This is a genomic window from Bradyrhizobium iriomotense (assembly GCF_030160715.1).
GTDB lineage: Bacteria > Pseudomonadota > Alphaproteobacteria > Rhizobiales > Xanthobacteraceae > Bradyrhizobium > Bradyrhizobium iriomotense.
This window is the reverse complement of sequence record NZ_BSOW01000017.1, coordinates 184,307-207,991: the sequence shown is the minus strand read 5'-3', so window position 1 is coordinate 207,991 and position 23,685 is coordinate 184,307. Positions and strand designations below refer to the sequence as shown.

Genomic DNA, 23,685 nt, shown 5'->3' with positions numbered 1-23,685 from the left:
CCCCCGCCACGGGTGGCCGCGGCTCCGCCGCCGCGCCCGGCACCTCCACCGCCGCGTCCGGCGCCAGCCCCGGCTGCGAAGAAATGCCCCCCGAACCAGCCAAGGTGCTAAGGAGGGGCCTGGAACCACGGAAAAGGGCCTGGGGCAGGGCGCTAAAACGCCCTCCCAAAGCACCTTGCAAAGGCCCTTATTTCCTTGCTTCTGGCCGAAATCGCGCTATATAGCGCGCCATCTCACACGGAAACATGGCTCAAAAGGCCGTCCGGTGGCAGCCGGGGCGAGAACGCTCCGTCTTGCTCACACGTTTCCGGAGGAACCAACCGGAGAATTATCACTATGGCGCTACCCGACTTCACCATGCGTCAGCTGCTCGAAGCTGGCGTGCACTTTGGTCACCAATCCCACCGCTGGAATCCGAAAATGGCGCCGTTCATTTTCGGGACCCGCAACAACATCCACATCGTCGACCTCGCGCAGACCGTGCCGATGCTGCACCAGGCCCTCCAGGCCGTCAGCGACACCGTTGCGAAGGGCGGCCGCATCCTGTTCGTCGGCACCAAGCGCCAGGCGCAGGACGGCGTTGCCGACGCTGCCAAGCGCTGCGCGCAGTACTTCGTCAACTCGCGCTGGCTCGGCGGCACGCTGACCAACTGGAAGACGATCTCGGCGTCGATCAAGCGCCTGCGTCATCTCGACGAGGTGCTGTCCGGCGGTGAAGCCACTTCCTACACCAAGAAGGAGCGCCTGACGCTCCAGCGCGAGCGCGACAAGCTCGACCGCTCGCTCGGTGGCATCAAGGACATGGGCGGCCTGCCCGACATGATTTTCGTGATCGACACCAACAAGGAAGACATCGCGATCCAGGAAGCCCAGCGGCTCAACATCCCGGTCGCGGCGATCGTCGACACCAATTCGGACCCCAAGGGCATCACCTATGTGGTGCCGGGCAATGACGACGCAGGCCGTGCGATCTCGCTCTATTGCGACCTCATTGCGCGTGCGGCGATCGACGGCATCTCGCGCGCCCAGGGCGACGCCGGCATCGATATCGGTGCTTCGGTCAAGCCGGCTGCTGAAGAGCTTCCGTCCACCGGCGGTTTCCAGGGCCTTGCGGGTCCGCGCGGCGCCGCCGACGACCTCAAGAAGCTCCCGGGCGTGTCGGGCGCGATCGAGAAGAAATTCAACGACCTCGGCATCTTCCACTACTGGCAGCTCGCCGAGCTCGATCACGCCACCGCGCACAAGATCGGCGAAGAGGTCGGTCTGCCCAGCCGTGCCGATGCCTGGGTGGCCAAGGCCAAGGCGCTCACCGCGGAAGCGGAATAACAGTCGAGGGGTGGCCGGATCGTTCCGGCCGCCATTTCAGTTGACGCGACGTCCTGTGATGGACCGCGGTGGGGCGAGACAGCGCCGCGCCGCGGGTCAACCGGCAGGCAAGAAGGATTTTCAACGATGGCTACTATCACAGCTGCGATGGTCAAGGATCTGCGCGAGTCGACCGGCGCGGGCATGATGGACTGCAAGGCCGCGCTCACCGAAACCAATGGCGACATGGAAGCGGCGCAGGACTGGCTGCGCAAGAAGGGCCTGTCCAAGGCCGCCAAGAAGTCCGGCCGTGTCGCGGCCGAGGGCCTGATCGGCGCGCTCACCAAGGGCACCAAGGGCGTCGTCGTCGAGGTCAACTCCGAGACCGACTTCGTCGCGCGCAACGGCCAGTTCCAGGGCCTCGTCAAGATGATCGCCCAGGTCGCCTTCGACGTCGGCGCCGATGTCGAGAAGGTCAAGGCCGCCAAGGTCGGCGACGTCACGATCGAGGCCGCGATCAATGACGCGATCGCGACCATCGGCGAGAACATGACGCTGCGCCGCGCCGCTTCCCTCGAAGTGAGCCAGGGCGTGGTGTCGAGCTACGTCCACGGCGCCGTGATCGATGGCGCCGGCAAGATGGGCGTCATCGTCGCCCTCGAATCGCCCGGCAAGGCCGATGAGCTCGCAGCGCTCGGCCGCCAGCTCGCCATGCACGTCGCGGCCGCCAATCCGCTCGCGCTCGAGCCGGCCGGTCTCGATCCGGCGATCGTGAAGCGCGAGAAGGACGTGCTCGCCGACAAGTACCGCCAGCAGGGCAAGCCGGAGAACGTGATCGAGAAGATCGTCGAGTCCGGCCTGAAGACCTACTACAAGGAAGTCTGCCTGCTCGAGCAGGCCTTCATCCACGACACCGGCAAGTCGGTGGCGCAGGCGGTGAAGGAAGCTGAGGGCAAGGTCGGGGGACCCGTGAAGATCGCCGGCTTTGTGCGCTATGCTCTCGGTGAGGGAATCGAGAAGCAGGAAAGCGACTTCGCGGCGGAAGTCGCGGCCGCCAGCGGCAAGAAGTAAGCGCCGGGACGTTTCCTTCCGGCGTGCCGCCGGAAGCGGCGCCCGGAGAAGGAAAGTGCTCATGACTGATCCGGTCTACCGTCGCGTGGTGATCAAGCTGTCCGGCGAATATCTCGCGGGACAGCAGGGTTTTGGGATCGACCAGGCGACGGTTGACCGGGTTGCCGACGATCTGATCGCCGCCCGCCAGCTCGGCGCCGAGGTCGCGGTGGTGATCGGCGGCGGCAATATCGTTCGCGGCGTCGAGGTTTCCTCCCGCGGCGTGTCGCGCCCGACCGGCGACACCATGGGCATGCTCGCCACCGTGATGAACTGCCTCGCGGTGGAAGCGGCGATCGAGCGCAAGGGCACGCCGGCGCGCACCCTGTCGGCCTTCGTCATGCCCGAGATTTCCGAGCTGTTCACTCGCGCCGCGGCGCACAAATACCTCGCCGAGGGCCGAATCGTGCTGCTCGGCGGCGGAACCGGCAATCCGTTCTTCACGACCGACACGACGGCGGTGCTGCGCGCCGCCGAGATCGGCGCCGAGGCCGTCCTCAAGGCGACCAATGTCGACGGCGTCTACTCGGCCGATCCCAAGAAGGATCCGGCCGCCAAGCGCTTCGACCGGCTGACGCATTCGCAGGCGATCGAGGGTGGCTACAAGGTGATGGATGCGACCGCCTTCGCGCTTGCCCGCGAGACGTCGCTGCCTATCATCGTATTCTCGATCGCCGAGCCGGGCTCGATCAGCGCGATTTTGCGCGGCATCGGCCACGGGACGATCGTCGCCGGCTGACGGGCCGCCAGGCGCAGCTCGCGCGCTCGGCCAAGGATCTGAAGGGAGAGAGTGATGGCCACGGGTAATTTCGACCTCAATGAATTGAAGCGCCGCATGCAAGGCGCCGCCCAGTCTCTCAAGCACGAGCTCGGCGGCCTGCGCACCGGGCGCGCGTCGGCCTCGATGCTCGACCCGGTCCAGGTCGAGGCTTACGGCAGCCACATGCCGCTCAATCAGCTCGCCACCGTCAGCGTGCCGGAGCCGCGGCTGATCTCGGTCCAGGTCTGGGACAAGTCGATGGTCAAGCCGGTCGAAAAGGCGATCGTCGATTCCAATCTCGGCCTGTCGCCCGCGACCGAAGGCCAGGTGCTGCGCCTGCGCATTCCCGAGCTCAACGAGGAGCGGCGCAAGGAACTGGTCAAGGTCGCGCACAAATACGCCGAAGCCGCCAAGGTCGCGGTGCGCCACGTCCGCCGCGACGGTCTCGACGTTCTCAAGAAGCTCGAGAAGAACCACGAGATGTCGGAGGACGACCAGAAGCGTCACGCTGACGAGGTGCAGAAGGCCACCGACGGCACGATCACTGAGATCGACCAGCTGCTGGCAGCCAAGGAAAAAGAAATTCTCACCGTCTAAGGCATCGCCTTCATGTCCAACGCCGCAGCGCCCGTCACGGAAGGACCGGAAAGGTCCGAGGCGCCCGCGCATGTCGCCATCATCATGGATGGCAACGGGCGCTGGGCGGCTGCACGTGGCTTGCCGCGCGCCGAGGGCCACCGCCGCGGCGTGGAAGCGCTGCGCCGCGTCGTCCGTGCCTCGCACGAGCTCGGCATCCGCTATCTCACCATCTTCTCCTTCAGCTCGGAGAACTGGTCGCGTCCGGCGAGCGAGATCGGCGATCTTTTCGGCCTGTTGCGCCGCTTCATCCGCAACGATCTCGCGAGCCTGCACCGCGATGGCGTCAAGGTGCGCATCATCGGCGAGCGCGAGGGTCTCGAAAGCGACATCTGCGCCCTTCTGAACGAGGCCGAGGAGCTGACGCGCAACAACACGCGTCTCACCCTCATCGTCGCCTTCAACTACGGCTCGCGGCAGGAGATCGCGAAAGCGGCGCAAAAGCTCGCGCGCGAAGTCGCCGAAGGCAAGCGCGATCCGGCCTCGATCGATGCCGAGACGCTCGGGCACTATCTCGACGCACCCGAGATCCCCGATCCCGATCTCATCATCCGCACTTCCGGCGAGCAGCGCCTGTCCAATTTCCTGATGTGGCAGGCGGCCTATAGCGAGCTGGTGTTCGTGCCGATCCATTGGCCGGATTTCGACAAGGCCGCGCTTGAAGGCGCAATCGCCGAATTTGCCAGACGCGAGCGCCGTTTCGGCGGCCTGGTCGCGAAAACCGCCTCGTGACCGAAAACGACGCCGCGCCGGCGGGCTCAACGCCGGCTTCAAGCAACCTGATGATGCGTGTCCTGGCGGCTCTCGTGCTGGCGCCGCTGGCGATCGCGCTCGCCTATGCCGGCGGCTGGATCTGGGCGTTCCTGGTCACGCTCACCTCGATCGGGTTGTACGTGGAATGGCTGACGGTGGTCGGGGCAGGGAAGGCGGGGCCGACCGGGGCCGGCACGATCGCTCTTGCCGTCATGGGCTTCTGCGTCGCTTTGGGCTGGCTGACCCCCGTCGTCCTGGTCGGCGTCCTCGGCCTCGTCTGCATTGCCGTTCTTGCCAAAGACCAGCGCGGCTGGGCGGCGGCAGGTTTTCTCTATGCCGTTGCAGCACTCGTGGCCTCGGTGCTCGTGCGCCAGGATCCCGTGAACGGGTTTGTCGCGCTGATGTTCGTGCTGCTGGTGGTCTGGGCGACCGATATCGGCGGCTATTTCGCCGGCCGGAGCATCGGCGGTCCGAAATTGTGGCCGCGCGTGAGCCCGAAGAAGACCTGGGCCGGCGCGCTCGGCGGGTTCGTTGCGAGCCTCGCGGTGGCCGGCGGCTTTGCCGCCTTCGGCCTCGGCAAGGCGGTGCCGCTATTGGTCCTGAGCGCTGTCCTGTCGGTGGTCTCGCAAGCCGGCGACCTCTTCGAGTCCGCGGTCAAGCGGCGGTTCGGGGTCAAGGATTCCAGTCACTTAATTCCCGGCCATGGCGGCTTGATGGACCGCCTGGACGGCTTTATCGCCGCCGTCCTGGTGGCCTCGATTTTTGGCATCCTGCGCCATGGTGTGCATAGCGCGGGAAGCGGTCTTATGGTTTGGTGAAACAATGAGCCCAGTCCCTTTGCGTAACAACAAGCCCGCGGCATCCGCGGTGCGCAGCGTCACCGTCCTCGGTGCCACCGGCTCGATCGGCGACAGCACGATGGATCTGTTGCGCGCGGCGCCTGAGCGCTATCGCGTCGAGGCGCTGACCGCCAACGGCAACGTCGAGGCGCTTGCAAAGCTTGCGAAAGAGTTTTCCGCGCGCTTCGTCGCCATTGCCGACGCCTCGAAGCTTGCCGCGCTCAAGGACGCGCTCGCCGGCACCAAGACCGAATGCGGTGCTGGCGAGAGCGCTGTCATCGAGGCCGGCGCACGGCCGGCCGACTGGGTGATGGCGGCGGTGAGCGGCGCGGCCGGACTGAAGCCCGCGCTCGCCGCGGTCGATCGCGGCGCCCATGTAGCGCTCGCCAACAAGGAATGCCTCGTCTGCGCCGGCGATTTCTTCATGCAGCGCGCCGCCAAGGCGGGCGCCTGCATTCTGCCCGCCGATTCCGAGCACAACGCGCTGTTCCAGGCGCTGAGCTCGGGCAATCGTGACGAGCTCGTGCGCGTCATCATCACGGCCTCGGGTGGCCCGTTCCGCACCTGGAAAAGCGCCGACATCGAGCAGGCGACGCTGGCCCAGGCGCTCAAGCATCCGAACTGGAGCATGGGCCAGAAGATCACGATCGATTCCGCCTCGATGATGAACAAGGGCCTCGAGGTGATCGAGGCGTCCTATCTGTTCGCCTTGAAGCCGGACGAGATCGACGTGCTGGTCCATCCGCAGTCGATCATCCACGGCATGGTCGAATTCTCCGACTGCTCGGTCGTTGCCCAGCTCGGCGCGCCCGACATGCGCACGCCGATCGCGCACTGCCTCGGCTGGCCCGACCGCATCAAGGGACCTGCCGCCAAGCTCGACCTGGCCAAGATCGGGCAATTGACCTTCGAGGCGCCGGATTTCGAACGCTTCCCGGGACTGCGGCTGGCTTACGATTCGTTAAGGACCGGACGCGGCGCAACTACGGTATATAATGCTGCGAACGAGGTCGCGGTGGCGGCCTTCATCGCCGGCAAGATCAGATTTGGCGCCATCGCGCGGCTGGTCGAAGCGACACTGGAAGACTGGGTCAAGGGCGGCAATCTGGCGCCCTTGTCCTCGGCGGATGATGCGATCACCGTTGACCATGTTGCGCGAAATAGAGCGGCCACCCTATTGCCTCAAATTGCCTTAAAGGCAACCTAGAAGGTTCGGGACCGGGGCCGCGAGGCCCTGGGTTAAGGGGAATCGATGATTGAGTTTTTTCTCCATAGTTTCAGCACGTTGAGCCATGGGCTCATCGGCTACGTGATCCCCTTCTTGTTCGTCCTGACCATCGTTGTGTTCTTCCATGAGCTCGGCCATTTCCTGGTCGCGCGCTGGGCCGGTGTGAAGGTGTTGACCTTTTCGCTCGGCTTCGGCCCCGAGCTCGTGGGCTTCAACGACCGCCATGGCACGCGCTGGAAGATCTCGGCGATCCCGCTCGGCGGCTATGTCAAATTCTTCGGCGACGACACCGAGGCTTCAACGCCGTCGGCCGAGACGCTGGCTGCGATGTCGGCGGAGGAACGCGCCGGCAGCTTCCATCACAAGAAGGTCGGCCCGAGGGCTGCGATCGTCGCGGCCGGACCGATCGCGAACTTCCTGCTCGCGATCGTGATCTTCACCTGTCTTTTCACCTTCTTCGGCAAGCCGTCGACGACGGCGCGAGTCGACAAGATCGAGGCGGGCAGTGCTGCGGCTGCGGCCGGCTTCCAGGTCGGCGACATCGTGACCGCCATCGACGGAGCCAAGATCGGAAGCTTCTCCGACATGCAGCGGATCGTCGGCACGCATGCCGGCGACAAGCTGACCTTCACCGTGAAGCGGGGTGATTCCCTGGTCGATCTGGCCGGGACCCCTGAGTTGCGCGAGGTAAAGGATCCGTTCGGCAATGTGCACCGGCTCGGTGTGCTCGGAATCACCCGGCAGACAGCGGCCGGTGACACCGTCACCGAGAAGGTCGATCCGGCCACAGCGCTGTGGCTGGGCGTGAAGGAAACCTGGTTCGTGATCGACCGGACGCTGGCCTATATCGGCGGGGTCTTTACGGGCCGCGAAGCGGCCGACCAGGTCGGCGGACCCCTACGAATCGCCCAGATCTCCGGACAGGTCGCGACCATTGGGCTTGCGGCGCTGGTACATCTGGCCGCGGTGCTGTCGATCTCGATCGGGCTGTTGAACCTTTTCCCGGTTCCGCTGCTCGATGGTGGGCACCTTTTGTTCTATGCGGTGGAGGCGGTGCGGGGCCGGCCTTTGTCCGAGCGCGCGCAGGAAATGGGGTTCCGAATCGGGCTCGGACTTGTACTGATGTTGATGGTGTTCGCGACCTACAACGACATCCTCCATCTGGCGGCATCCTGATAGGGGCTTTTTTGTGACGTTGCTCTTGGGCAACGTCTTGGATCGAAATGAAATTACGGCGCGCTCGGCCGTTTGCGGCGTCGATGAAATTAGCTACAAGCGGCGTGAAACTTGGGGAATCTCTCGGACCGGGCGTTGGGGTTGGGTCTGGGTTGGAATGATTGAGGGCGCGTTGCGCATGATGTTTGGAATGCGAGTCCGGGGGGGTCTGCTTGCCACCCTGATCATGTTCGGCGTGCCGGTGCTTGCTCCGGTCGGGGCTGTCGCTGTGTCTTCGTCCGCTGCGGCTCAGACCGTGGATTCGATCTCGGTGGAAGGGAACCGCCGTGTCGAGGTCGAGACCATTCGTTCCTATTTCAAGCCGGGCCCCGGCGGGCGCCTTGACCAGGCGGCGATCGACGACGGCCTCAAGGCGTTGATCGAGACCGGCCTGTTCCAGGACGTGAAGATCAACCGCGTCGGCGGCCGGATCGTGGTTTCGGTGGTCGAAAACGCCGTCATCGGCCGCGTCGCCTTCGAGGGCAACAAGAAAATCAAGGACGAGCAGCTCACCGCCGAAGTCCAGTCCAAGCCGCGGGGCACGTTCTCCCGCGCCGTGGTCCAGTCGGACACGCTGCGGATCGCGGAAATCTATCGCCGCTCCGGCCGCTACGACGTGCACGTCACGCCGGAGATCATCGAGCAGCCGAACAACCGCGTCGATCTGATCTTCACGGTCGACGAGGGCGTCAAGACCGGCGTCAAGTCGATCGACTTCGTCGGTAACGTTGCCTACTCAAGCTATCGCCTGAGGGACGTCATCAAGACCCGTGAGACTAATCTCCTGAGCTTCCTCGGTAGTGCCGACGTCTACGATCCGGACCGGGTCGAGGCCGACCGCGACCTGATTCGCCGTTTCTACCTCAAGCACGGCTTCGCTGACGTGCAGGTGGTCGCTGCGATCACCGAATACGATCCGGAGAAGAAGGGATTCCTTGTCACCTTCAAGATCGAGGAAGGCCAGCAGTACCGCGTCGGCTCGGTCGACTTCCGCACCAGCATCCCGAACTTCGATCCCACCGTGCTGCGCACCTATTCGCGCGTCAACGTCGGCTCGCTCTACAACGTCGAATCGGTCGAGAAGTCGGTCGAGGAAATGCAGATCGAGGCCTCGCGCCGCGGCTTTGCCTTCGCCGTGGTGCGGCCCGGTGGCGACCGTAATTTCGATGCGCACACCGTGTCGGTCGTGTTCAACATCGACGAAGGTCCGCGCACCTATATCGAGCGCATCAACATCCGCGGCAACGTCCGCACGCGCGACTACGTGATCCGGCGCGAGTTCGACCTCTCCGAGGGCGACGCCTATAACCGTGCGCTGGTCGATCGCGCCGAGCGCCGCCTGAAGAACCTCGACTTCTTCAAGAGCGTCAAGATCACCACCGAGCCCGGCTCGTCCAGCGACCGCGTGGTCCTGATCGTCGATCTCGAGGAAAAGTCCACCGGCGACTTCTCGGTGTCGGGTGGCTACTCCACGACCGACGGCGCGCTGGCCGAAGTCTCGGTCTCCGAGCGCAACCTTCTCGGCCGCGGCCTGTTCGCCAAGGCCTCCGTCACCTACGGCCAATATGCGCGCGGCTACTCGCTGTCGTTCGTCGAACCGTACCTGCTCGACTACCGCGTCGCGCTCGGCCTCGACCTCTATCAGCGTACGCAGCTGTCCAACAGCTACATCTCCTACGGCACCAAGACGCTCGGCTTCAGCCCGCGGCTCGGCTTCTCCTTGCGTGAAGATCTGGCCTTGCAGCTGCGCTATTCGGTCTACCGTCAGGAAATCACGCTGCCGTCCTACCTGCAGGACTGTAACAACACGCTGGGCGACCCGAACTTCATGAGCCCGGCCTTTGCGAACGCGAATGGCATCAGTCTGGCGGGCACGACCAACAGCCTTGGCTGCTACCAGAACGGCGAAGCCTCGCTGCCGGTGCGCAAGGAACTGGCTGGTGGCAAGACGCTGACCTCGGCGCTGGGCTATACGCTGACCTACAACACGCTCGACAACAACAAGAACCCGACTGACGGCCTCCTGGTCGACTTCCGGCAGGACTTCGCTGGCGTCGGCGGCGACGTCTCCTACCTGAAGACTGCGGTCGATGCGAAGTACTACCAGTCGCTGGTGTCCGATCTCGTCGGCCTCGTCCACGTGCAGGGCGGTATCCTCAACAAGTGGGGCAGCACCGACCTGCGCATGCTCGATCACTTCCAGATGGGTCCGAACCTCGTCCGCGGCTTTGCGCCGAACGGCATCGGTCCGCGCGACCTCAATCCCTACGGCACGCAGGACGCGCTCGGCGGCACCAAGTACTGGGGCGCTTCGCTCGAATTGCAGATGCCGTTCTGGTTCCTGCCCAAGGAAGTGGGCCTGAAGGGCGCGGTCTATGCCGACGCTGGCGGTCTTTACGACTACCAGGGCCCGACGACCTGGGCGCTCACCGGCGAAACGACGACGACGAAGAACTCGAACTGTACGCCGTCGACCGTCAACCCGGCCACGCCTGGAACCTGTACCGGATTGGTGTATGACAACGGCAACGTCGTCCGCTCGTCGGTGGGTGTCGGTCTGATCTGGCAGTCTCCGTTCGGACCGCTGCGCTTCGACTACGCAGTGCCGCTCACCAAGGGTGCGTATGACCGCGTGCAGCAGTTCAGGTTCGGCGGCGGTACGTCGTTCTAAGCTGATCTCCGGCCGGACCTCGACGGGGTGGAATGGCGCAGCCGTCCTTCTTCAAGAAGCCGCCTGCGTCGGCGCTGGCTGATATCGCCACGCTGACGAAGGCGCAGCTGGTCGACCCGAGCCGGGCCGGCCACATCATCACGGGGCTGGCTTCGCTCGACGAAGCCGGCCCGATGCACCTGACGTTCTTCGACAACCTCAAATATCTCGACCAGCTCAAGGCGACCAAGGCCGGCGCGTGCCTCGTCAGCGCGCGCTTCGAGGCGCAGGTGCCGGCCCACGTCGCCGCGCTGCGGGTGGCGCAACCGTTCCGCGCCTTCGTCAGGATCGCCCGGGAATGGCACGGCGACGCGCTGAGGCCGCAATCCTCGGTCCGCAATGACGGCATCGCGCCGTCGGCGATCATCGATCCGACGGCACGTCTGGAAGATGGTGTCGTGGTCGATCCGCTGGCCGTCATCGGCCCCGAGGTCGAGATCGGCAGCGGCACTGTCATCGGCGTGGGCGCGGTGATCGGCCCCGGCGTGAAGATCGGCCGGGACTGCGACGTCGGCGCCCGTACGGCCATCCAGTGCGCCCTGATCGGCAACAACGTGCTGATCCACCCCGGCTGCTCAATCGGCCAGGACGGCTATGGCTTCGTCTTCTTCGGCCCCGAGGGCCACCTCAAGGTCCCGCAGACCGGACGGGTGGTGATCCAGAACGACGTCGAGGTCGGCGCCGGCACCACGATCGATCGCGGGTCCTTGCGCGACACCGTGATCGGGGAGGGCACCAAAATCGACAACCAGGTCCAGATCGGCCACAATGTGACCATCGGCCGGAACTGCCTGCTGGCGGCTCAGATCGGCCTCGCCGGCAGCCTGACGATCGGCGACAACGTGGCGCTGGGAGCAAAGGTTGGCATCAACAACCACCTCAAGATCGGCGATGGGGCCCAGGTCACCGCGATGAGCGGCGTCAAGGACGACATCCCGGCAGGCGGACGTTGGGGTGGCTTCTTCGCCAAGCCGACCAAGCAGTGGTTCAAGGAGATCATCGCGGTGGAGCGTCTGGTGCGCGACAGCAAGGCCGATCCGAAGGACGAGGGACAGGAGTAATGGAGGAAGCACCGGTCAGGTTCGAGCTCGTGGACATCAACGCGATTCTGCGCACGCTCCCGCACCGCTTCCCGATGCTGCTGATCGATCGGGTGATCAACATCCGCACCGACTACAGCGGCATCGGCATCAAGAACGTCACCTTCAACGAGCCGGCCTTCCAGGGGCATTTCCCCGAGCGGCCGGTCTATCCCGGCGTGATGATGATCGAGGCGATGGCGCAGACCGCGGGCGTCATCGGCATCACATCGGTCGATGGCACCGAGAAGCCGCGCGCGGTGTATTTCCTGACCATCGACAAGTGCAAATTCCGCAAGCCCGTGCTGCCCGGCGACACCATCGAATACCACATGCGCTCGATCGGTCGCCGCAAGGCGATGTGGTGGTTTCACGGCGACGCCAAGGTCAACGGCCAGGTCGTTGCCGAAGCCGACGTCGGCGCGATGCTGACGGACTGAAGCCAACTGGCGAATAGCGAGTAGGGAGTAGCGAATAAAGGCTACGTCCCCTTCTGTTCGCAACTCCCTATTCGTGTTCGAAGGAGCGCTTTGTGCGCTTGAAATGCGCGGAGATGATACGTCACTGGACAGATCACGCAAAGTCGCGCTAACCACCGGAAAACCGAGCGACTTCAACGGATAGCCAGACCTTCTTAATGAGCAAGATTGATCCCACCGCGCGCGTGGAAGACGGCGCCGTGATCGGCGAGGGCACGGAGATCGGGCCCTACTGCATCATCGGCCCAAACGTCGTGATCGGCCAAAATTGCAAGCTGATCGGGCATGTGCATATCACGGCGCAGACCACCATCGGCGACGACTGCACCATCTATCCGTTCGCCTCGCTCGGCACCCCGCCGCAATCGCTCAGCTATCGCGGCGAGCTGACGAAGTTACGGATCGGCGCAGGCTGCACCATCCGCGAATCCGTGACCATGAATGCCGGCACCGTCGCCGGCGGCGGCATCACGGAGGTCGGCGACCGCGGTTATTTCATGAATTGCAGCCATGTCGGGCATGATTGCCATGTCGGCAACGACGCGATCTTCGCGACCTCGGCGACGCTCGGAGGTCACTGCGAGATCGGCGACTTCGTATTCATCGGCGGGTTGTCCGCGGTGCACCAGTTCACCCGCATCGGCTCGCAGGTCATGGTCGGTGGCGTTTGTGGCGTGCGCGACGACATCATCCCGTTCGGGCTCGTCAACGGCCAGTATGCGGTGCTCGAAGGTCTCAACATCATCGGCATGAAGCGGCGCAAGTTCACCAAGCAGCGGCTTACGACGGTGCGCGCGTTTTATCAAAAGCTGTTCCATGGTCCCGGAATTTTCGCCGAGCGGCTCGCTTCGGTGCAGCCGCTTGCGGCTGAGGACCCGGCCATTGCCGAAATCCTCGACTTCATCGGCAAGGGCAAGCATCGCCCGCTCTGTCTTCCCGCGATCGGGCAGTAATCACGGGATGGCCGCGAGCATGACATCGGCGGCTCCAGAGATTTCGTCACCGGTCGGCGTCATCGCCGGCGGCGGCGCCATGCCGTTTGCGGTCGCGGAGTCGCTCGCCGCACGTGGGATTGCGCCGGTGCTGTTTCCGCTGCGCGGCGCCTGCGATCCGGAAAGGGTCGAAAAATTCCGACATCGCTGGATCTCGGTCGGCCAGCTCGGCCGCGCCATGCGGCTGTTTCGCGAGGAGGGCTGCCGCGACCTGATCTTCATCGGCACCTTGATGCGGCCATCGCTGTCGGAAGTGCGCTTCGATCTCAAGACGCTCCAGCTTCTCGGGCATGTCGTCCGCGCGTTTCGCGGCGGCGACGACCATTTGCTCTCCGGCGTCGGCCGGATGCTCGAGCAGGACGGCTTTCGCATGGTCGGGATCAAGGACGTTGCGCCCGATCTCCTGATGCCCGAGGGCTGCATTACGCGCGCCTGGCCGGCAGATAACGCCAGGAGCGACATCGAGCGTGGCCGCGCGGTGCTGGCCGCGCTGAGCCCGTTCGACATCGGCCAGGCCGTGGTCGTGATCGACGGCCATGTGGTCGCGGTCGAGGACATCGAGGGCACCGACGGGCTGCTCCAGCGCGTGGCGCGGCTGCGCGGCGAGGGCCGCATCCGCGCGGCGCGCGGGCGCGGCGTGCTGGTCAAGGCCCCGAAGAGCGGACAGGATTTGCGCTTCGATCTGCCGACGATCGGTCCGCGCACCGTTGAAGGTGTCGCCAGCGCTGGCCTTTCGGGCATCGCCGTGATCGCGGGCAATACCATCGCCGCCGAGCCGCAGGCGATGATCGAGCTGGCGGACGCCAACTATCTCTTCGTCATCGGCCTGCAAGCATGACGCCGGGGCGCGATCCAAAGCGGAAGATTTTTCTGGTCGCCACGGAGGAATCCGGGGATCGTTTGGGCGCTGCGCTGATGAAGGTGCTGCGCCAGCGGCTCGGCGATGGCGTGCAGTTCGAAGGTGTCGGCGGCCGCACCATGGCGCGCGAGGGGCTGGCCTCACTCTTTCCGATCGAGGAGTTGTCGATCGTCGGCTTTGCCGCCGTCGTGCAGCAACTGCCAAAGATCCTGCGGCTGATCCGTCAGACCACGGATGCCGTGATCGAAGCCGCTCCCGACGCGCTCGTCATCATCGACAGCCCCGACTTCACCCATCGCGTCGCCCGCCGCGTCCGCGCGCGCAATCCGCACGTCCCGATCGTCGACTACGTCTCACCCTCGGTCTGGGCCTGGCGGCCGGGCAGGGCGCGGGCCATGCTGTCCTATGTCGATCACGTGCTCGGCCTGATGCCGTTCGAGCCCGAGGAATATCGCAAGCTCCGCGGCCCGCCCTGCAGCTATGTCGGCCATCCCCTGATCGAGCAGCTGTCCTCGCTGCGGCCGAATGCAGAGGAGCAGAAGCGCCGCGACGGCGAGCCGCCGGTGCTGCTGGTCTTGCCCGGCAGCCGCCGCAGCGAGATCAGGCATCATCTCGACGTGTTCGGCGCGGCGCTCGGCCGGTTGCAGGCTACAGGCCAGCGTTTCGAATTGGTGCTGCCGACCATGTCGCATCTCGAACCAACGGTGCGCGAGGGTATCGCGAGCTGGCCGGTCAAGCCGAGAATCGTGGTCGGCGAGGCCGAGCGGCGTGCCGCGTTCCGGATCGCGCGCGCGGCGCTGTCGAAATCCGGCACGGTGACGCTGGAGCTTGCGCTGTCGGGCATTCCCATGGTGACGGCCTATCGCGTCGGCGCGATCGAGGCCTTCATCCTGCGCCGCGCCATCCGCGTCTCATCGGTGATCCTCGCCAATCTCGTGATCGGCCGGGAAGTGATCCCCGAATTCTTGCAGGAGGACTGCACGCCGGAAAAGCTCGCAGAGGCGCTGACCGAGGTGCTGACGGATACGCCGCTGCGCAAGCAGCAGGTCGAGGCCTTCGCCCAGCTCGACGCGATCATGTCGACCGGCAACAAGCCGCCGAGCGTGCTCGCGGCCGACATCGTGCTGGCCACGATGCGCAAGGGCCGGCGGGCGAACTAAAGCATGATCCGGAAAAGTGTGAAGCGGTTTTCCCTCGCGACAAACGCGGAACGCGTTTGCGCGGAGATCATGCGCAAACAACAACCTAAAGCGCGATGACGATTCATCCCAATTTCATCGCGCTTTAGGAAATCCAAGTCAGCACGACTTGGTCGTCAGGACAGTCGGGAACCGCAAAACTCTGCTCAGGCTACATTTGCGGGGGCGCCGCCCGTTTCCTCGGCGGCCAACGCATCGAGATCAATGGTTTCTGGATCGTCCTGACCCTGACCTTCTTGGACGCTTCCGCTGCCGTGAACCTGTATGAGGGTCTGCACACGCCGGGCGCTCAGATAGTCCGCGTGCTGATGGCGTAGTGCGACCGGCAACAAATCTCTCGGGAGCCCAACCAGCGTAAACGCCGGAACCCTGCGCACCTCGTCGCCTTCGCGCCAAAGCAGCGGACTCAACGTGTAGATCAATTGTCTCTCTGTCTCCGGCGACGGCCTTTGATGCGGTTCAGCCGATGCGCCAAGGGCAACGTTTGCGTTACCGGCCCGCGTGCGTACCGCGATCGACCGAAGCTCCCAGCAAATCAGATCCGCAGAGGAGAGAACCTCGCGGCGCATTTCATCCACGCTCGTCGAAAACCTCGTCGCTTCAGGCGGTAACACCACCCCTTTTTGGGAGGCCTGCACGAGCGCGACGGCGCTTGAATTGAATTGCGGGACGGCCTGTTCGATAGCCGCTGCCAAGGCCAAAATATCATCCGCCAACCTGTTACGGTCGCGCTGCAAGACGGCTTCAGCCAAGGCGCGTTCGGTTGAAGCGATCTGCTCGTCGAGTTCGTCGAGTTCGGCGCGCTGCCCCCTGGCGCGATCCTCGACCGAGCGCATCTTGGCCTCCGCTCGATCGAGCTGGCCATGAGTGGCTCCGGCAACCGCCAGTCGCCGGGCTGCGGCGCGTTGTTCTTCAAGTAGCTTTTCGGTGAGGTTCAATCGCTCGGCCATCTTCTGCCGCGCCGCTCGTTTTCGCTTCAACGCACTCTCGAAGCTCTCGACCGGGCCGAGCTCACGCTTGAAAAATGCCATCACAACATCCTCGCGAGTCGCGATTAGCCGACGAATCAGACCAGTCTATTATAACTGCAAATTCGAATTGGCATTTGTGACTAGTCGGGGCTGCTAGCGAAGGCAAATTTCGATAGCGGTTATCCTTGGGCGTTCACCGGTATCCAGGACGCCAATTCGCCTGTGGTTTAATTAGGCGATCCTGCGACGCGTCCGACGCCCGCTCGTCGAACCTGGCCCGGCTCTTCGATCGGCCAATGTTATATACCGAACAGACAGCGTGCGCCGAGCAGCCCATATTTCAGCCCAGAAACAGGTACGGGAGGCTGGGAATGGAGACTGTGCGCCGCTTGCGAGCGATGGCGTCGTTGTGCCGACAGAGCGCCGCGTATAGTCCGGACCGCAGCTGGAAGCTGCTCGCCGAGGCTGAATACTGGGAGCACATGGCAAGTAACGCACTCCTCGAGCACTTCAAGGATTGCACCGCCGGCTCGAATGATCTGGCGGCTTGAAAGGAAAGGCTCAGCGCCGCTTCGAGACCATTTGGAAGGCCGCGCGCTCCGCCTGCCCCGAACGAAATACCGGCGGCGACGTACCCACCAAACTCCGGTTTCTCACGGATATTGAGGATTAACCGGGCCTTAATATTGATCCGTGCCGGATCGTCCCGGCTGTTGCGACACAGAGGCAGAGGGGTCCTCCCATGCTGAAGGACGGCACCTACAGGGCATTTTTCAAGACACCGCTCGGTCAAGGCATTGCTCACGTCGCGGACGGAAAAATCTGGGGCTGCGACAGCATCATGACCTATAGCGGCTCTTGCAAGGTCGACGGAGATCGCTTCACGGCCGTGCTATCGACCAAACGACACACTGAGGGGCACGCAACGGTCTTCGGGGTGGATGACCTCAAGCTGACGCTCGAGGGAACGTGCGCCGGAAAGATAGCGACCTACGTCGCAACAGCCGAAAACGTCCCTGGAGTTCTTCTCGAGGGAACGCTCATTCTCAGCGAACAAGAAAACCCGGCGCCAGAGGCCAGCGCGCCGACACCCGCGTTCAACCCGAACACACTTCCCAAACTGAAGAAGCGCTCACGCTGACCGGCGCGTACGTTGGCGACCCGTCACGCCGACACATCGTGAGGCCTCTTGCGACAAACGAAAACGGCGCCATCACTGCTGACGGCGCCGTCTGGAAGCTCACAGACGCGCGACGTCGACGATGATCCGTTTGCGGTTGTCCGGATTGACAAGGACAGGCAACTCGACCCCGGAAGCGCTGCGGCTTTCGCGGCGGCTTGCGCTACTGAATGACATGCGCGTGACCGCTTCCCAGCTCGGTCCGCCATTCGGGTCGTTCACGGCAACCGCAATGTCCCACGTCCCGCCCGGTGCGCTGCTGGGTTGCACCTCGTGCACGGTCAACACCCTCGCCGTCGTCGGAACCAGACCGAGGGCCGCGCCGCCGCCGGCAAGCGCAATCTCCGCCTGCTGCGGCGTCAGGCCATTGACCAGCGCCGGCAACGACGCGGCATGTTCCATCTCGTGCCAGGAGCGGGGAAACGGGCTGCGGCCCGGTGTGTTGGCATGCGGCTCGCTGCGCAAATGCTCTGCGAGCTGTTCGGCGGCGTAGTGTCCGGTCGGCACCAGATCCCATTCGATCCTGAACCGCGTCGGATCAGCGAGGTCCACGGTGACGGGAAGCAACATCCCGGGGCGCGGCCATTTCGGCTTGGGCACGTCGTGACCGCTGTACTGCACGGCAGTTGCCGCGACGCGCTCCGCGGTGACCACCCCGTCAATGTCGCATCCGGGATAAAGCACCATTTCGCCGGCCGCATCGGGTAACGGCGAACAGGCCACGACCTGCAACCATCCATCCACCGGGTTCGTGATCCGCATCCGCTCGCCCCGCGCTTCGTCCGCTCCATGGTGTTCTGCCAAACAAAAACGGCGCCATCGTGAGATGGCGCCGTTTTGAGAGCCGTGTTGGCTAAAGGCTTACTTCCGCTCGCCGATCGGCACGTAGTCGCGCTTGGTGACGCCGGTGTAGAGCTGGCGCGGGCGGCCGATCTTCTGCTGCGGATCCTCGATCATCTCGCTCCACTGGCTGATCCAGCCGACGGTGCGCGCGACCGCGAACAGCACGGTGAACATCGAGACCGGGAAGCCCATCGCCTTCAGCGTGATGCCCGAATAGAAGTCGACGTTCGGGTAGAGCTTGCGGTCGATGAAGTACTGGTCGCTGAGCGCGATCTTTTCGAGCTCCAGCGCAACCTTCAGCATCGGATCGTCGCCGTGGCCCATCTCCTTGAGCACGGCGTGACACATCTTCTGCATGATCTTGGCGCGCGGATCGTAGTTCTTGTAGACGCGATGGCCAAAGCCCATCAGGCGGACTTCGCTGTTCTTGTCCTTCACCTTGGCGATGAACTCGGGGATCTTGTCGACGGTGCCGATCTGATAGAGCATGTTCAGCGCCGCTTCATTGGCGCCGCCATGCGCCGGGCCCCACAGGCAGGCGATGCCGGCCGCGATGCAGGCGAACGGATTGGCGCCGGAGGAGCCGGCGATGCGCACCGTCGAGGTCGATGCGTTCTGCTCGTGGTCGGCGTGCAGGATGAAGATCTTCTCCAGCGCGTCAGCGAGCACCGGGCTGACCTTGTACTCCTCGCAGGGCACCGCGAAGCACATGTTGAGGAAGTTCGCGGCAAAGCCGAGCGAGTTCTTCGGATACACGAAGGGCTGGCCGACGGTGTACTTGTAGGCCATTGCCGCCAGCGTCGGGATCTTGGCGATCATGCGCATGGAGGCGATCATGCGCTGCTTGGGATCATTGATGTCGGTGGAGTCGTGATAGAACGCGGCAAGCGCGCCGACGGCCGCCACCATGATCGCCATCGGATGGGCGTCGCGGCGGAAGCCCTGGAAGAAGCGGGCCATCTGTTCGTGCACCATCGTGTGGTGCGTGACGCGGTAGTCGAAATCCTTCTTCTGGGCCGGTGTCGGCAGATCCCCGTAGAGCAGGAGATAGCAGGTCTCGAGGAAGTCGCCGTGCTCGGCGAGCTGCTCGATCGGATAGCCGCGGTATTCCAGCACGCCGGCGTCGCCGTCGATATAGGTGATTTTGGACTGGCAGCTCGCGGTCGAGGTAAAGCCCGGGTCGTAGGTGAAGAGGCCGGATTGGCCGTACAGCTTGCCGATGTCGACGACGTCAGGCCCGACGCTGCCGCTCAGGATCGGGAGATCGTAGTTCTTGTTTCCGACCGTCAGCGTTGCAGTTTTTGTGGATTTTGCGTCCATCGTAAGTCCCCGATGAATTGTGAAACGGGCCGGACCTGATCGTCCCCCATCAGATGGCGGGGCAAGCCGGATATTCCAGAAGGTACGGGTGAGATGGGTATATTATTGCTGTGTGCGCTGCAAGATGGGCACCGCACAGGACTTACGTCGTAGACTGATCCTTGAGGCGGCCAAGGCTTTCCTGGCGTCCCAGGACGTCCAAAACCTCGAAAATGCCGGGCGAAGTGCTGCGTCCGGTCAGCGCCGCCCGCAGCGGCTGGGCGACCGCGCCGAGCTTGAGGCTATTTTCCTCGGCATAGGCGCGCAGCGCGGCCTCGGTGGTGGCCACGCTCCAGCTCTCGACATTCTCCAGCGCGGAATGGAGCCTGCCGATCAGCGCCCGGTTCTCCGGCGTCAGCAGGGCTGCCGCCTTGGGATCGAGCTCCAGCGGGCGGTCGGCGAAGATGAAATAGGCGCCGTCGATCAGCTCGATCAGCGTCTTGGCGCGCTCCTTCAGGCTCGGCATGGCCTTTAGAAGCTGCACGCGCGTGGCATCGTTCAGCTTGGCCTTGAGCTCGGCACGTCCCGGAACGTGGTCGAGCACGTCCTCGAACATCTTCACGAGCGATTGATCGTCCGCGTTGCGGATGTAGTGGCCGTTGAGGTTCTCGAGCTTGGCAAAATCGAAGCGCGCAGCGGCGCGGCCGACGCTGGCGAGGTCGAACGCCGCAATCATCTCCTCGGTCGAGAAGATCTCCTGGTCGCCATGGCTCCAGCCGAGCCGGACGAGGTAATTGCGCAGCGCGGCCGGCAGATAGCCCATGGCGCGGTAGGCGTCGACGCCGAGCGCGCCATGCCGCTTGGAGAGCTTCGAGCCGTCCGGGCCGTGGATCAGTGGAATGTGCGACATGCTCGGCAGCGCCCAGCCCATCGCATCGTAGATCTGCTTCTGGCGGGCGGCGTTGATCAGATGGTCGTCGCCGCGGATCACATGGGTGACGCCCATGTCGTGGTCGTCGACCACCACCGCGAGCATGTAGGTCGGCGTACCATCGCCGCGGAGCAGGACGAGGTCGTCGAGGTTCTCGTTCTGCCAGACCACGCGGCCCTGCACCTGATCCTCGATCACGGTCTCGCCGGTCTGGGGCGCGCGCAGCCGGATCGTCGGCTTGACGTTCGCAGGCGCGGTTGCCGGATTGCGGTCGCGCCACATGCCGTCATAGAGGCGGGTGCGGCCCTCGGCCCGCGCCTTCTCGCGCATCGCGGCGAGCTCCTCGGCGGTGGCGTAGCAGTGATAGGCCTTGCCGTCGGCCAGCAGCTGCTCGGCCACCTCGCGGTGACGGGCGGCGCGGCTAAACTGGTAGATCACCTCGCCGTCCCAGCCGAGCTCCAGCCATTTCAGCCCGTCGAGGATGGCGCCGATCGCCGCCTCGGTGGAGCGCTCGCGGTCGGTGTCCTCGATCCGGAGGAGCATCTTGCCGCCGTGCTTCTTCGCATAGAGCCAGTTGAACAGCGCCGTGCGGGCGCCCCCGATATGGAGGAAGCCGGTCGGCGAGGGGGCAAAGCGGGTGACGACGGAATCGGTCATTCTTGGCAGGGCCTATGCATTGGAGGCGGTGGTATATAACAGGACCGGAGCATAACTAAAGCCCGGCAGCGGACCGCTAAGGCCTTGGCTCGGTCAAACGAATTTGGCAGAAGGACCGCTGATTTCCCTACAGGATTTTCGTAATGACAGAACCGGTGGCGACTGAGGTTGGGCGCGATTTCATTCGTGACATCATCCAGGCCGACCTCGATCAGGCCAAATACAAGGAGATCGTGACCCGGTTCCCGCCGGAGCCGAACGGCTACCTGCATATCGGCCATGCGAAGTCGATTGCGCTCAATTTCGGCATTGCCGAGGAATTTCGCGGCCGCTGCCATCTGCGCTTCGACGACACCAATCCGGTCAAGGAAGAGCAGGAATATATCGACTCCATCCAGGCCGACGTGCGCTGGCTCGGCTTCGACTGGGGCAAGAACCTGTTCTACGCCTCGGACTATTTCGACCGCCTCTACGAATGGGCGGAGAAGCTGATCCGCGACGGCCTTGCCTTTGTCGACGACCAGACCCAGGACGAGATCCGGCTCACTCGCGGCACGCTGACCGAGCCCGGCAAGAATTCGCCGTTCCGCGATCGCACGGTCGAGGAGAACCTCGACCTGTTCCGCCGCATGAAGGCCGGCGAATTCCCGAACGGCGCGCGCGTGCTGCGCGCCAAGATCGACATGGCCTCGCCCAACATCAACCTGCGCGATCCCGTGATGTACCGCATCCTGCATGCGCATCATCCGCGCACCGGCGACAAGTGGTGCATCTATCCGAGCTACGACTACGCCCATGGTCAGTCGGATGCGATCGAGAGCATCACGCACTCGATCTGCACGCTGGAGTTCGAGGATCACCGTCCGCTCTACGACTGGTTCATCGAGAAGCTGCCGGTGCCGTCGGAACCGCACCAGTACGAATTCGCGCGGCTGAACCTGACCTACACTGTCCTGTCGAAGCGCGTGCTGACCCAGCTCGTGCGCGACGGCCATGTTGCGGGCTGGGACGATCCGCGCATGCCGACCATGGCAGGCCTGCGCCGCCGTGGCGTGCCGCCGGCCGCACTTCGCGAGTTCGTCAAGCGCATCGGTGTGGCGAAAGCCAACAGCGTCGTCGACGTCGGCATGCTCGAGTTCTGCATCCGCGAGGAATTGAACCGCACGTCGCAGCGGCGCATGGCGGTGCTGCGGCCGCTGAAGGTCGTGATCGAGAATTATCCGGAAGGGCAGGTCGAGGAGCTCGAGGCGATCAACCATCCTGACGATGCGTCCGCCGGCACGCGCAAGATCGCATTCTCCCGCGAGATCTATATCGAGCGCGACGACTTCATGGAGAACCCGCCGAAAAAGTTCTTCCGCCTGTCGCCGGGCAACGAGGTGCGGCTGCGCTACGCCTATTTCATCAAGTGCACCGGCGTAATCAAGAACGACGCCGGCGAAGTCACCGAGCTCCGCTGCACCTATGATCCCGCAACCAAGGGCGGCAACGCGCCTGACGGCCGCAAGGTCAAGGCGACGATGCACTGGCTGCCGGCGGCGCAGTCGGTGCCGGCGGAGATCCGCCTCTACAACCAGCTGTTCTCGAACCCGAGCCCGAACGCGGCGAACTTCGCCGCCGACCTCAATCCGCAGTCGCTGGAGATCCTGCCCGATGCGCGGATCGAAGTGTCGGTTGCCGAGAGCAATGCGACCGAGCCGATGCAGTTCGAGCGGCAGGGTTATTTCGTGCGCGACAAGGACTCGACGCCGGGCAAGCCGGTGTTTTCGCGCACGATCGGATTGCGCGACACCTTTGCCAAGGAAGTCGCCAAGGGTTGATAGGGGCTGAGCTGTCGCATGCAGGAAGATGCCGACGTCATCGTTTCCGCCATCATCGCGAAATGGTCCGCCGGCTTCGCAAGGTTGGATGCGGCGGCGCTGTCGTCGCTGTATTCGAAGAACGCGTTCTTCTTCGGCTCGAACCCAAAACTCTATCGCGGCCGCGACGGCGTTGCAGCCTATTTCAATGGTCTGCCCCGCTGGCGTTCGCCGAGCGTTTCGTTTTCGGACGTCGCTTGCGCGCATGTCGCGCGTGAGGTGGTCAACATGGCTGCCATCGCCTCTTTCGACCTCGGCGAGGAAGCCTCGCCGCTCTCGGTCAAGATCACCTGGGTCATCGTTCTCGAGGACGGCGACTGGAAGATCGCTAGTCATCACGTGTCGGCGAGGACGGCGCTGATCGCGCAGTAGGGGATGAACCGGCCCTTTCTCTCCCGTCATTCCGGGCTCGCGACTGCGTCGCGCCCCGGAATGACGAGAGAGGTGAACTGGATCACCTCGAATGCGTTGTGTGGGATCAACCAGGAAATCCCCACCATGCAAGACATCGCAGAGCATATGGAAGTGATCGGCGCCGATGGCGTTCATATCGGCACCGTCGACCGCGTCGAAGGCAACCGCATCAGGCTGACCAGGAAGGACAGCGGCGAGGGCAGTCACAAGGGCCATCATCATTTCATCGACAAGGGTCTCGTCGCCGACATCGAGGGCAACAAGGTCCGGCTCTCAGCCAAGGCGGCGGTGGCCGTGACGATGGAAGAGGAAAAGTAACGGCCTTTCGGTCGGTTCCTCTTCCGTTCCGCTATTCGCGTCCCTGCAC

Annotated in this window: 23 protein-coding genes; 19 read left to right on the top strand and 4 right to left on the bottom strand. The window is 64.1% G+C overall.

Annotation, left to right across the window (positions count from 1 at the left end; all coding sequences use genetic code 11):
• Nucleotides 1-336 precede the first annotated feature (336 nt).
• From QQL28_RS24670 to lpxB, 14 genes are all read left to right on the top strand, one after another.
• Nucleotides 337-1,326 carry a 30S ribosomal protein S2 gene (locus tag QQL28_RS24670; RefSeq protein ID WP_284269417.1) on the top strand — a complete coding sequence of 330 codons (990 nt, stop codon included), beginning with the start codon at nucleotides 337-339 and terminating at the stop codon, nucleotides 1,324-1,326.
• 126 nt (nucleotides 1,327-1,452) lie between these two features.
• A complete protein-coding gene (tsf, locus tag QQL28_RS24665) occupies nucleotides 1,453-2,376 on the top strand; it encodes a translation elongation factor Ts (protein ID WP_284269415.1) in 924 nt (307 codons plus the stop codon).
• 61 nt (nucleotides 2,377-2,437) lie between these two features.
• Nucleotides 2,438-3,154, top strand: coding sequence for a UMP kinase (gene pyrH / locus QQL28_RS24660; protein WP_284269414.1), 717 nt, complete (start codon nucleotides 2,438-2,440; stop codon nucleotides 3,152-3,154).
• A gap of 54 nt (nucleotides 3,155-3,208) precedes the next feature.
• Nucleotides 3,209-3,772, top strand: coding sequence for a ribosome recycling factor (gene frr / locus QQL28_RS24655; protein WP_284269413.1), 564 nt, complete (start codon nucleotides 3,209-3,211; stop codon nucleotides 3,770-3,772).
• Nucleotides 3,773-3,784: 12 nt separating this feature from the next.
• Complete coding sequence (locus tag QQL28_RS24650) at nucleotides 3,785-4,543, top strand: isoprenyl transferase (RefSeq protein ID WP_284269411.1); 759 nt, start codon at nucleotides 3,785-3,787, stop codon at nucleotides 4,541-4,543.
• Nucleotides 4,540-5,382 (top strand): phosphatidate cytidylyltransferase, encoded by an 843-nt coding sequence (locus tag QQL28_RS24645; protein WP_284269410.1) that lies wholly within the window; start codon nucleotides 4,540-4,542, stop codon nucleotides 5,380-5,382. Before QQL28_RS24650 ends, QQL28_RS24645 begins: the two co-directional genes overlap by 4 nt.
• 4 nt (nucleotides 5,383-5,386) lie before the next feature.
• Entirely contained in the window at nucleotides 5,387-6,610 is a 1,224-nt protein-coding gene (dxr, locus tag QQL28_RS24640) for a 1-deoxy-D-xylulose-5-phosphate reductoisomerase (RefSeq protein ID WP_284269409.1), read from the top strand.
• Between the two features lie 45 nt (nucleotides 6,611-6,655).
• On the top strand, nucleotides 6,656-7,807 hold the full coding sequence (locus tag QQL28_RS24635; protein ID WP_284269408.1) for a M50 family metallopeptidase: 1,152 nt from the start codon (nucleotides 6,656-6,658) through the stop codon (nucleotides 7,805-7,807).
• A 178-nt stretch (nucleotides 7,808-7,985) separates the two neighbouring features.
• The gene (gene bamA, locus QQL28_RS24630; RefSeq protein WP_284269407.1) at nucleotides 7,986-10,517 is read left to right on the top strand and encodes an outer membrane protein assembly factor BamA; all 2,532 of its coding nucleotides are present in this window, start codon (nucleotides 7,986-7,988) and stop codon (nucleotides 10,515-10,517) included.
• A gap of 32 nt (nucleotides 10,518-10,549) precedes the next feature.
• Nucleotides 10,550-11,617, top strand: a complete 1,068-nt coding sequence (gene lpxD, locus QQL28_RS24625) for a UDP-3-O-(3-hydroxymyristoyl)glucosamine N-acyltransferase (protein WP_284269406.1) — start codon at nucleotides 10,550-10,552, stop codon at nucleotides 11,615-11,617.
• Nucleotides 11,617-12,075 carry a 3-hydroxyacyl-ACP dehydratase FabZ gene (gene fabZ, locus QQL28_RS24620; protein WP_027523862.1) on the top strand — a complete coding sequence of 153 codons (459 nt, stop codon included), beginning with the start codon at nucleotides 11,617-11,619 and terminating at the stop codon, nucleotides 12,073-12,075. The genes lpxD and fabZ overlap by 1 nt, the downstream gene beginning before the upstream one ends.
• Nucleotides 12,076-12,272: 197 nt before the next feature.
• Nucleotides 12,273-13,067: an acyl-ACP--UDP-N-acetylglucosamine O-acyltransferase gene (gene lpxA, locus QQL28_RS24615; protein WP_284269405.1), complete on the top strand. Its 795-nt coding sequence runs from the start codon at nucleotides 12,273-12,275 to the stop codon at nucleotides 13,065-13,067.
• Between the two features lie 19 nt (nucleotides 13,068-13,086).
• Nucleotides 13,087-13,944, top strand: a complete 858-nt coding sequence (locus QQL28_RS24610; RefSeq protein WP_284269404.1) for an LpxI family protein — start codon at nucleotides 13,087-13,089, stop codon at nucleotides 13,942-13,944.
• Nucleotides 13,941-15,125 (top strand): lipid-A-disaccharide synthase, encoded by a 1,185-nt coding sequence (lpxB, locus tag QQL28_RS24605; protein ID WP_284269402.1) that lies wholly within the window; start codon nucleotides 13,941-13,943, stop codon nucleotides 15,123-15,125. The genes QQL28_RS24610 and lpxB overlap by 4 nt, the downstream gene beginning before the upstream one ends.
• A gap of 185 nt (nucleotides 15,126-15,310) precedes the next feature.
• On the opposite strand, the gene QQL28_RS24600 is transcribed toward lpxB, so the two are convergent.
• Nucleotides 15,311-16,195, bottom strand: a complete 885-nt coding sequence (locus QQL28_RS24600; protein ID WP_284269400.1) for a hypothetical protein — start codon at nucleotides 16,193-16,195, stop codon at nucleotides 15,311-15,313.
• A 311-nt stretch (nucleotides 16,196-16,506) separates the two neighbouring features.
• Here QQL28_RS24600 and QQL28_RS24595 point away from each other — a divergent pair, with 311 nt between their 5' ends.
• Both QQL28_RS24595 and QQL28_RS24590 read left to right on the top strand, forming a co-directional pair.
• Complete coding sequence (locus QQL28_RS24595) at nucleotides 16,507-16,686, top strand: hypothetical protein (protein ID WP_284269398.1); 180 nt, start codon at nucleotides 16,507-16,509, stop codon at nucleotides 16,684-16,686.
• Nucleotides 16,687-16,877: 191 nt separating this feature from the next.
• Nucleotides 16,878-17,276: a hypothetical protein gene (locus QQL28_RS24590; RefSeq protein ID WP_284269396.1), complete on the top strand. Its 399-nt coding sequence runs from the start codon at nucleotides 16,878-16,880 to the stop codon at nucleotides 17,274-17,276.
• 99 nt (nucleotides 17,277-17,375) lie between these two features.
• Here QQL28_RS24590 and QQL28_RS24585 read toward each other — a convergent pair whose 3' ends face one another.
• The 3 genes from QQL28_RS24585 to gltX all read right to left on the bottom strand — a co-directional run bounded on the left by QQL28_RS24585 (nucleotide 17,376) and on the right by gltX (nucleotide 21,045).
• The gene (locus tag QQL28_RS24585; protein WP_284269394.1) at nucleotides 17,376-18,077 is read right to left on the bottom strand and encodes a hypothetical protein; all 702 of its coding nucleotides are present in this window, start codon (nucleotides 18,075-18,077) and stop codon (nucleotides 17,376-17,378) included.
• Between the two features lie 99 nt (nucleotides 18,078-18,176).
• Nucleotides 18,177-19,478 carry a citrate synthase gene (gene gltA / locus QQL28_RS24580; protein WP_284269392.1) on the bottom strand — a complete coding sequence of 434 codons (1,302 nt, stop codon included), beginning with the start codon at nucleotides 19,476-19,478 and terminating at the stop codon, nucleotides 18,177-18,179.
• Nucleotides 19,479-19,620: 142 nt separating this feature from the next.
• On the bottom strand, nucleotides 19,621-21,045 hold the full coding sequence (gene gltX, locus QQL28_RS24575; protein WP_284269390.1) for a glutamate--tRNA ligase: 1,425 nt from the start codon (nucleotides 21,043-21,045) through the stop codon (nucleotides 19,621-19,623).
• Between the two features lie 143 nt (nucleotides 21,046-21,188).
• On the opposite strand from gltX, the gene QQL28_RS24570 reads away from it, so the two are divergent.
• The 3 genes from QQL28_RS24570 (at nucleotide 21,189) to QQL28_RS24560 (ending at nucleotide 23,636) form a co-directional block, all read left to right on the top strand.
• Nucleotides 21,189-22,865 carry a glutamine--tRNA ligase/YqeY domain fusion protein gene (locus QQL28_RS24570; RefSeq protein ID WP_284269388.1) on the top strand — a complete coding sequence of 559 codons (1,677 nt, stop codon included), beginning with the start codon at nucleotides 21,189-21,191 and terminating at the stop codon, nucleotides 22,863-22,865.
• Nucleotides 22,866-22,883: 18 nt separating this feature from the next.
• Entirely contained in the window at nucleotides 22,884-23,276 is a 393-nt protein-coding gene (locus QQL28_RS24565; protein WP_284269386.1) for a YybH family protein, read from the top strand.
• A 126-nt stretch (nucleotides 23,277-23,402) separates the two neighbouring features.
• The gene (locus QQL28_RS24560; RefSeq protein ID WP_284269385.1) at nucleotides 23,403-23,636 is read left to right on the top strand and encodes a DUF2171 domain-containing protein; all 234 of its coding nucleotides are present in this window, start codon (nucleotides 23,403-23,405) and stop codon (nucleotides 23,634-23,636) included.
• Nucleotides 23,637-23,685 lie beyond the last annotated feature (49 nt).

What these genes read in the sequence shown, in the direction of transcription:
- QQL28_RS24670 (WP_284269417.1), top strand. Translation starts at nt 337, where the DNA reads ATGGCGCTACCCGACTTCACCATGCGTCAGCTGCTCGAAGCTGGCGTG.
- tsf (WP_284269415.1), top strand. Translation starts at nt 1,453, where the DNA reads ATGGCTACTATCACAGCTGCGATGGTCAAGGATCTGCGCGAGTCGACC.
- pyrH (WP_284269414.1), top strand. Translation starts at nt 2,438, where the DNA reads ATGACTGATCCGGTCTACCGTCGCGTGGTGATCAAGCTGTCCGGCGAA.
- frr (WP_284269413.1), top strand. Translation starts at nt 3,209, where the DNA reads ATGGCCACGGGTAATTTCGACCTCAATGAATTGAAGCGCCGCATGCAA.
- QQL28_RS24650 (WP_284269411.1), top strand. Translation starts at nt 3,785, where the DNA reads ATGTCCAACGCCGCAGCGCCCGTCACGGAAGGACCGGAAAGGTCCGAG.
- dxr (WP_284269409.1), top strand. Translation starts at nt 5,387, where the DNA reads ATGAGCCCAGTCCCTTTGCGTAACAACAAGCCCGCGGCATCCGCGGTG.
- QQL28_RS24635 (WP_284269408.1), top strand. Translation starts at nt 6,656, where the DNA reads ATGATTGAGTTTTTTCTCCATAGTTTCAGCACGTTGAGCCATGGGCTC.
- bamA (WP_284269407.1), top strand. Translation starts at nt 7,986, where the DNA reads ATGATGTTTGGAATGCGAGTCCGGGGGGGTCTGCTTGCCACCCTGATC.
- lpxD (WP_284269406.1), top strand. Translation starts at nt 10,550, where the DNA reads ATGGCGCAGCCGTCCTTCTTCAAGAAGCCGCCTGCGTCGGCGCTGGCT.
- fabZ (WP_027523862.1), top strand. Translation starts at nt 11,617, where the DNA reads ATGGAGGAAGCACCGGTCAGGTTCGAGCTCGTGGACATCAACGCGATT.
- lpxA (WP_284269405.1), top strand. Translation starts at nt 12,273, where the DNA reads ATGAGCAAGATTGATCCCACCGCGCGCGTGGAAGACGGCGCCGTGATC.
- QQL28_RS24610 (WP_284269404.1), top strand. Translation starts at nt 13,087, where the DNA reads ATGACATCGGCGGCTCCAGAGATTTCGTCACCGGTCGGCGTCATCGCC.
- lpxB (WP_284269402.1), top strand. Translation starts at nt 13,941, where the DNA reads ATGACGCCGGGGCGCGATCCAAAGCGGAAGATTTTTCTGGTCGCCACG.
- QQL28_RS24600 (WP_284269400.1), bottom strand. Translation starts at nt 16,195, where the DNA reads ATGGCATTTTTCAAGCGTGAGCTCGGCCCGGTCGAGAGCTTCGAGAGT.
- QQL28_RS24595 (WP_284269398.1), top strand. Translation starts at nt 16,507, where the DNA reads ATGGAGACTGTGCGCCGCTTGCGAGCGATGGCGTCGTTGTGCCGACAG.
- QQL28_RS24590 (WP_284269396.1), top strand. Translation starts at nt 16,878, where the DNA reads ATGCTGAAGGACGGCACCTACAGGGCATTTTTCAAGACACCGCTCGGT.
- QQL28_RS24585 (WP_284269394.1), bottom strand. Translation starts at nt 18,077, where the DNA reads ATGCGGATCACGAACCCGGTGGATGGATGGTTGCAGGTCGTGGCCTGT.
- gltA (WP_284269392.1), bottom strand. Translation starts at nt 19,478, where the DNA reads ATGGACGCAAAATCCACAAAAACTGCAACGCTGACGGTCGGAAACAAG.
- gltX (WP_284269390.1), bottom strand. Translation starts at nt 21,045, where the DNA reads ATGACCGATTCCGTCGTCACCCGCTTTGCCCCCTCGCCGACCGGCTTC.
- QQL28_RS24570 (WP_284269388.1), top strand. Translation starts at nt 21,189, where the DNA reads ATGACAGAACCGGTGGCGACTGAGGTTGGGCGCGATTTCATTCGTGAC.
- QQL28_RS24565 (WP_284269386.1), top strand. Translation starts at nt 22,884, where the DNA reads ATGCAGGAAGATGCCGACGTCATCGTTTCCGCCATCATCGCGAAATGG.
- QQL28_RS24560 (WP_284269385.1), top strand. Translation starts at nt 23,403, where the DNA reads ATGCAAGACATCGCAGAGCATATGGAAGTGATCGGCGCCGATGGCGTT.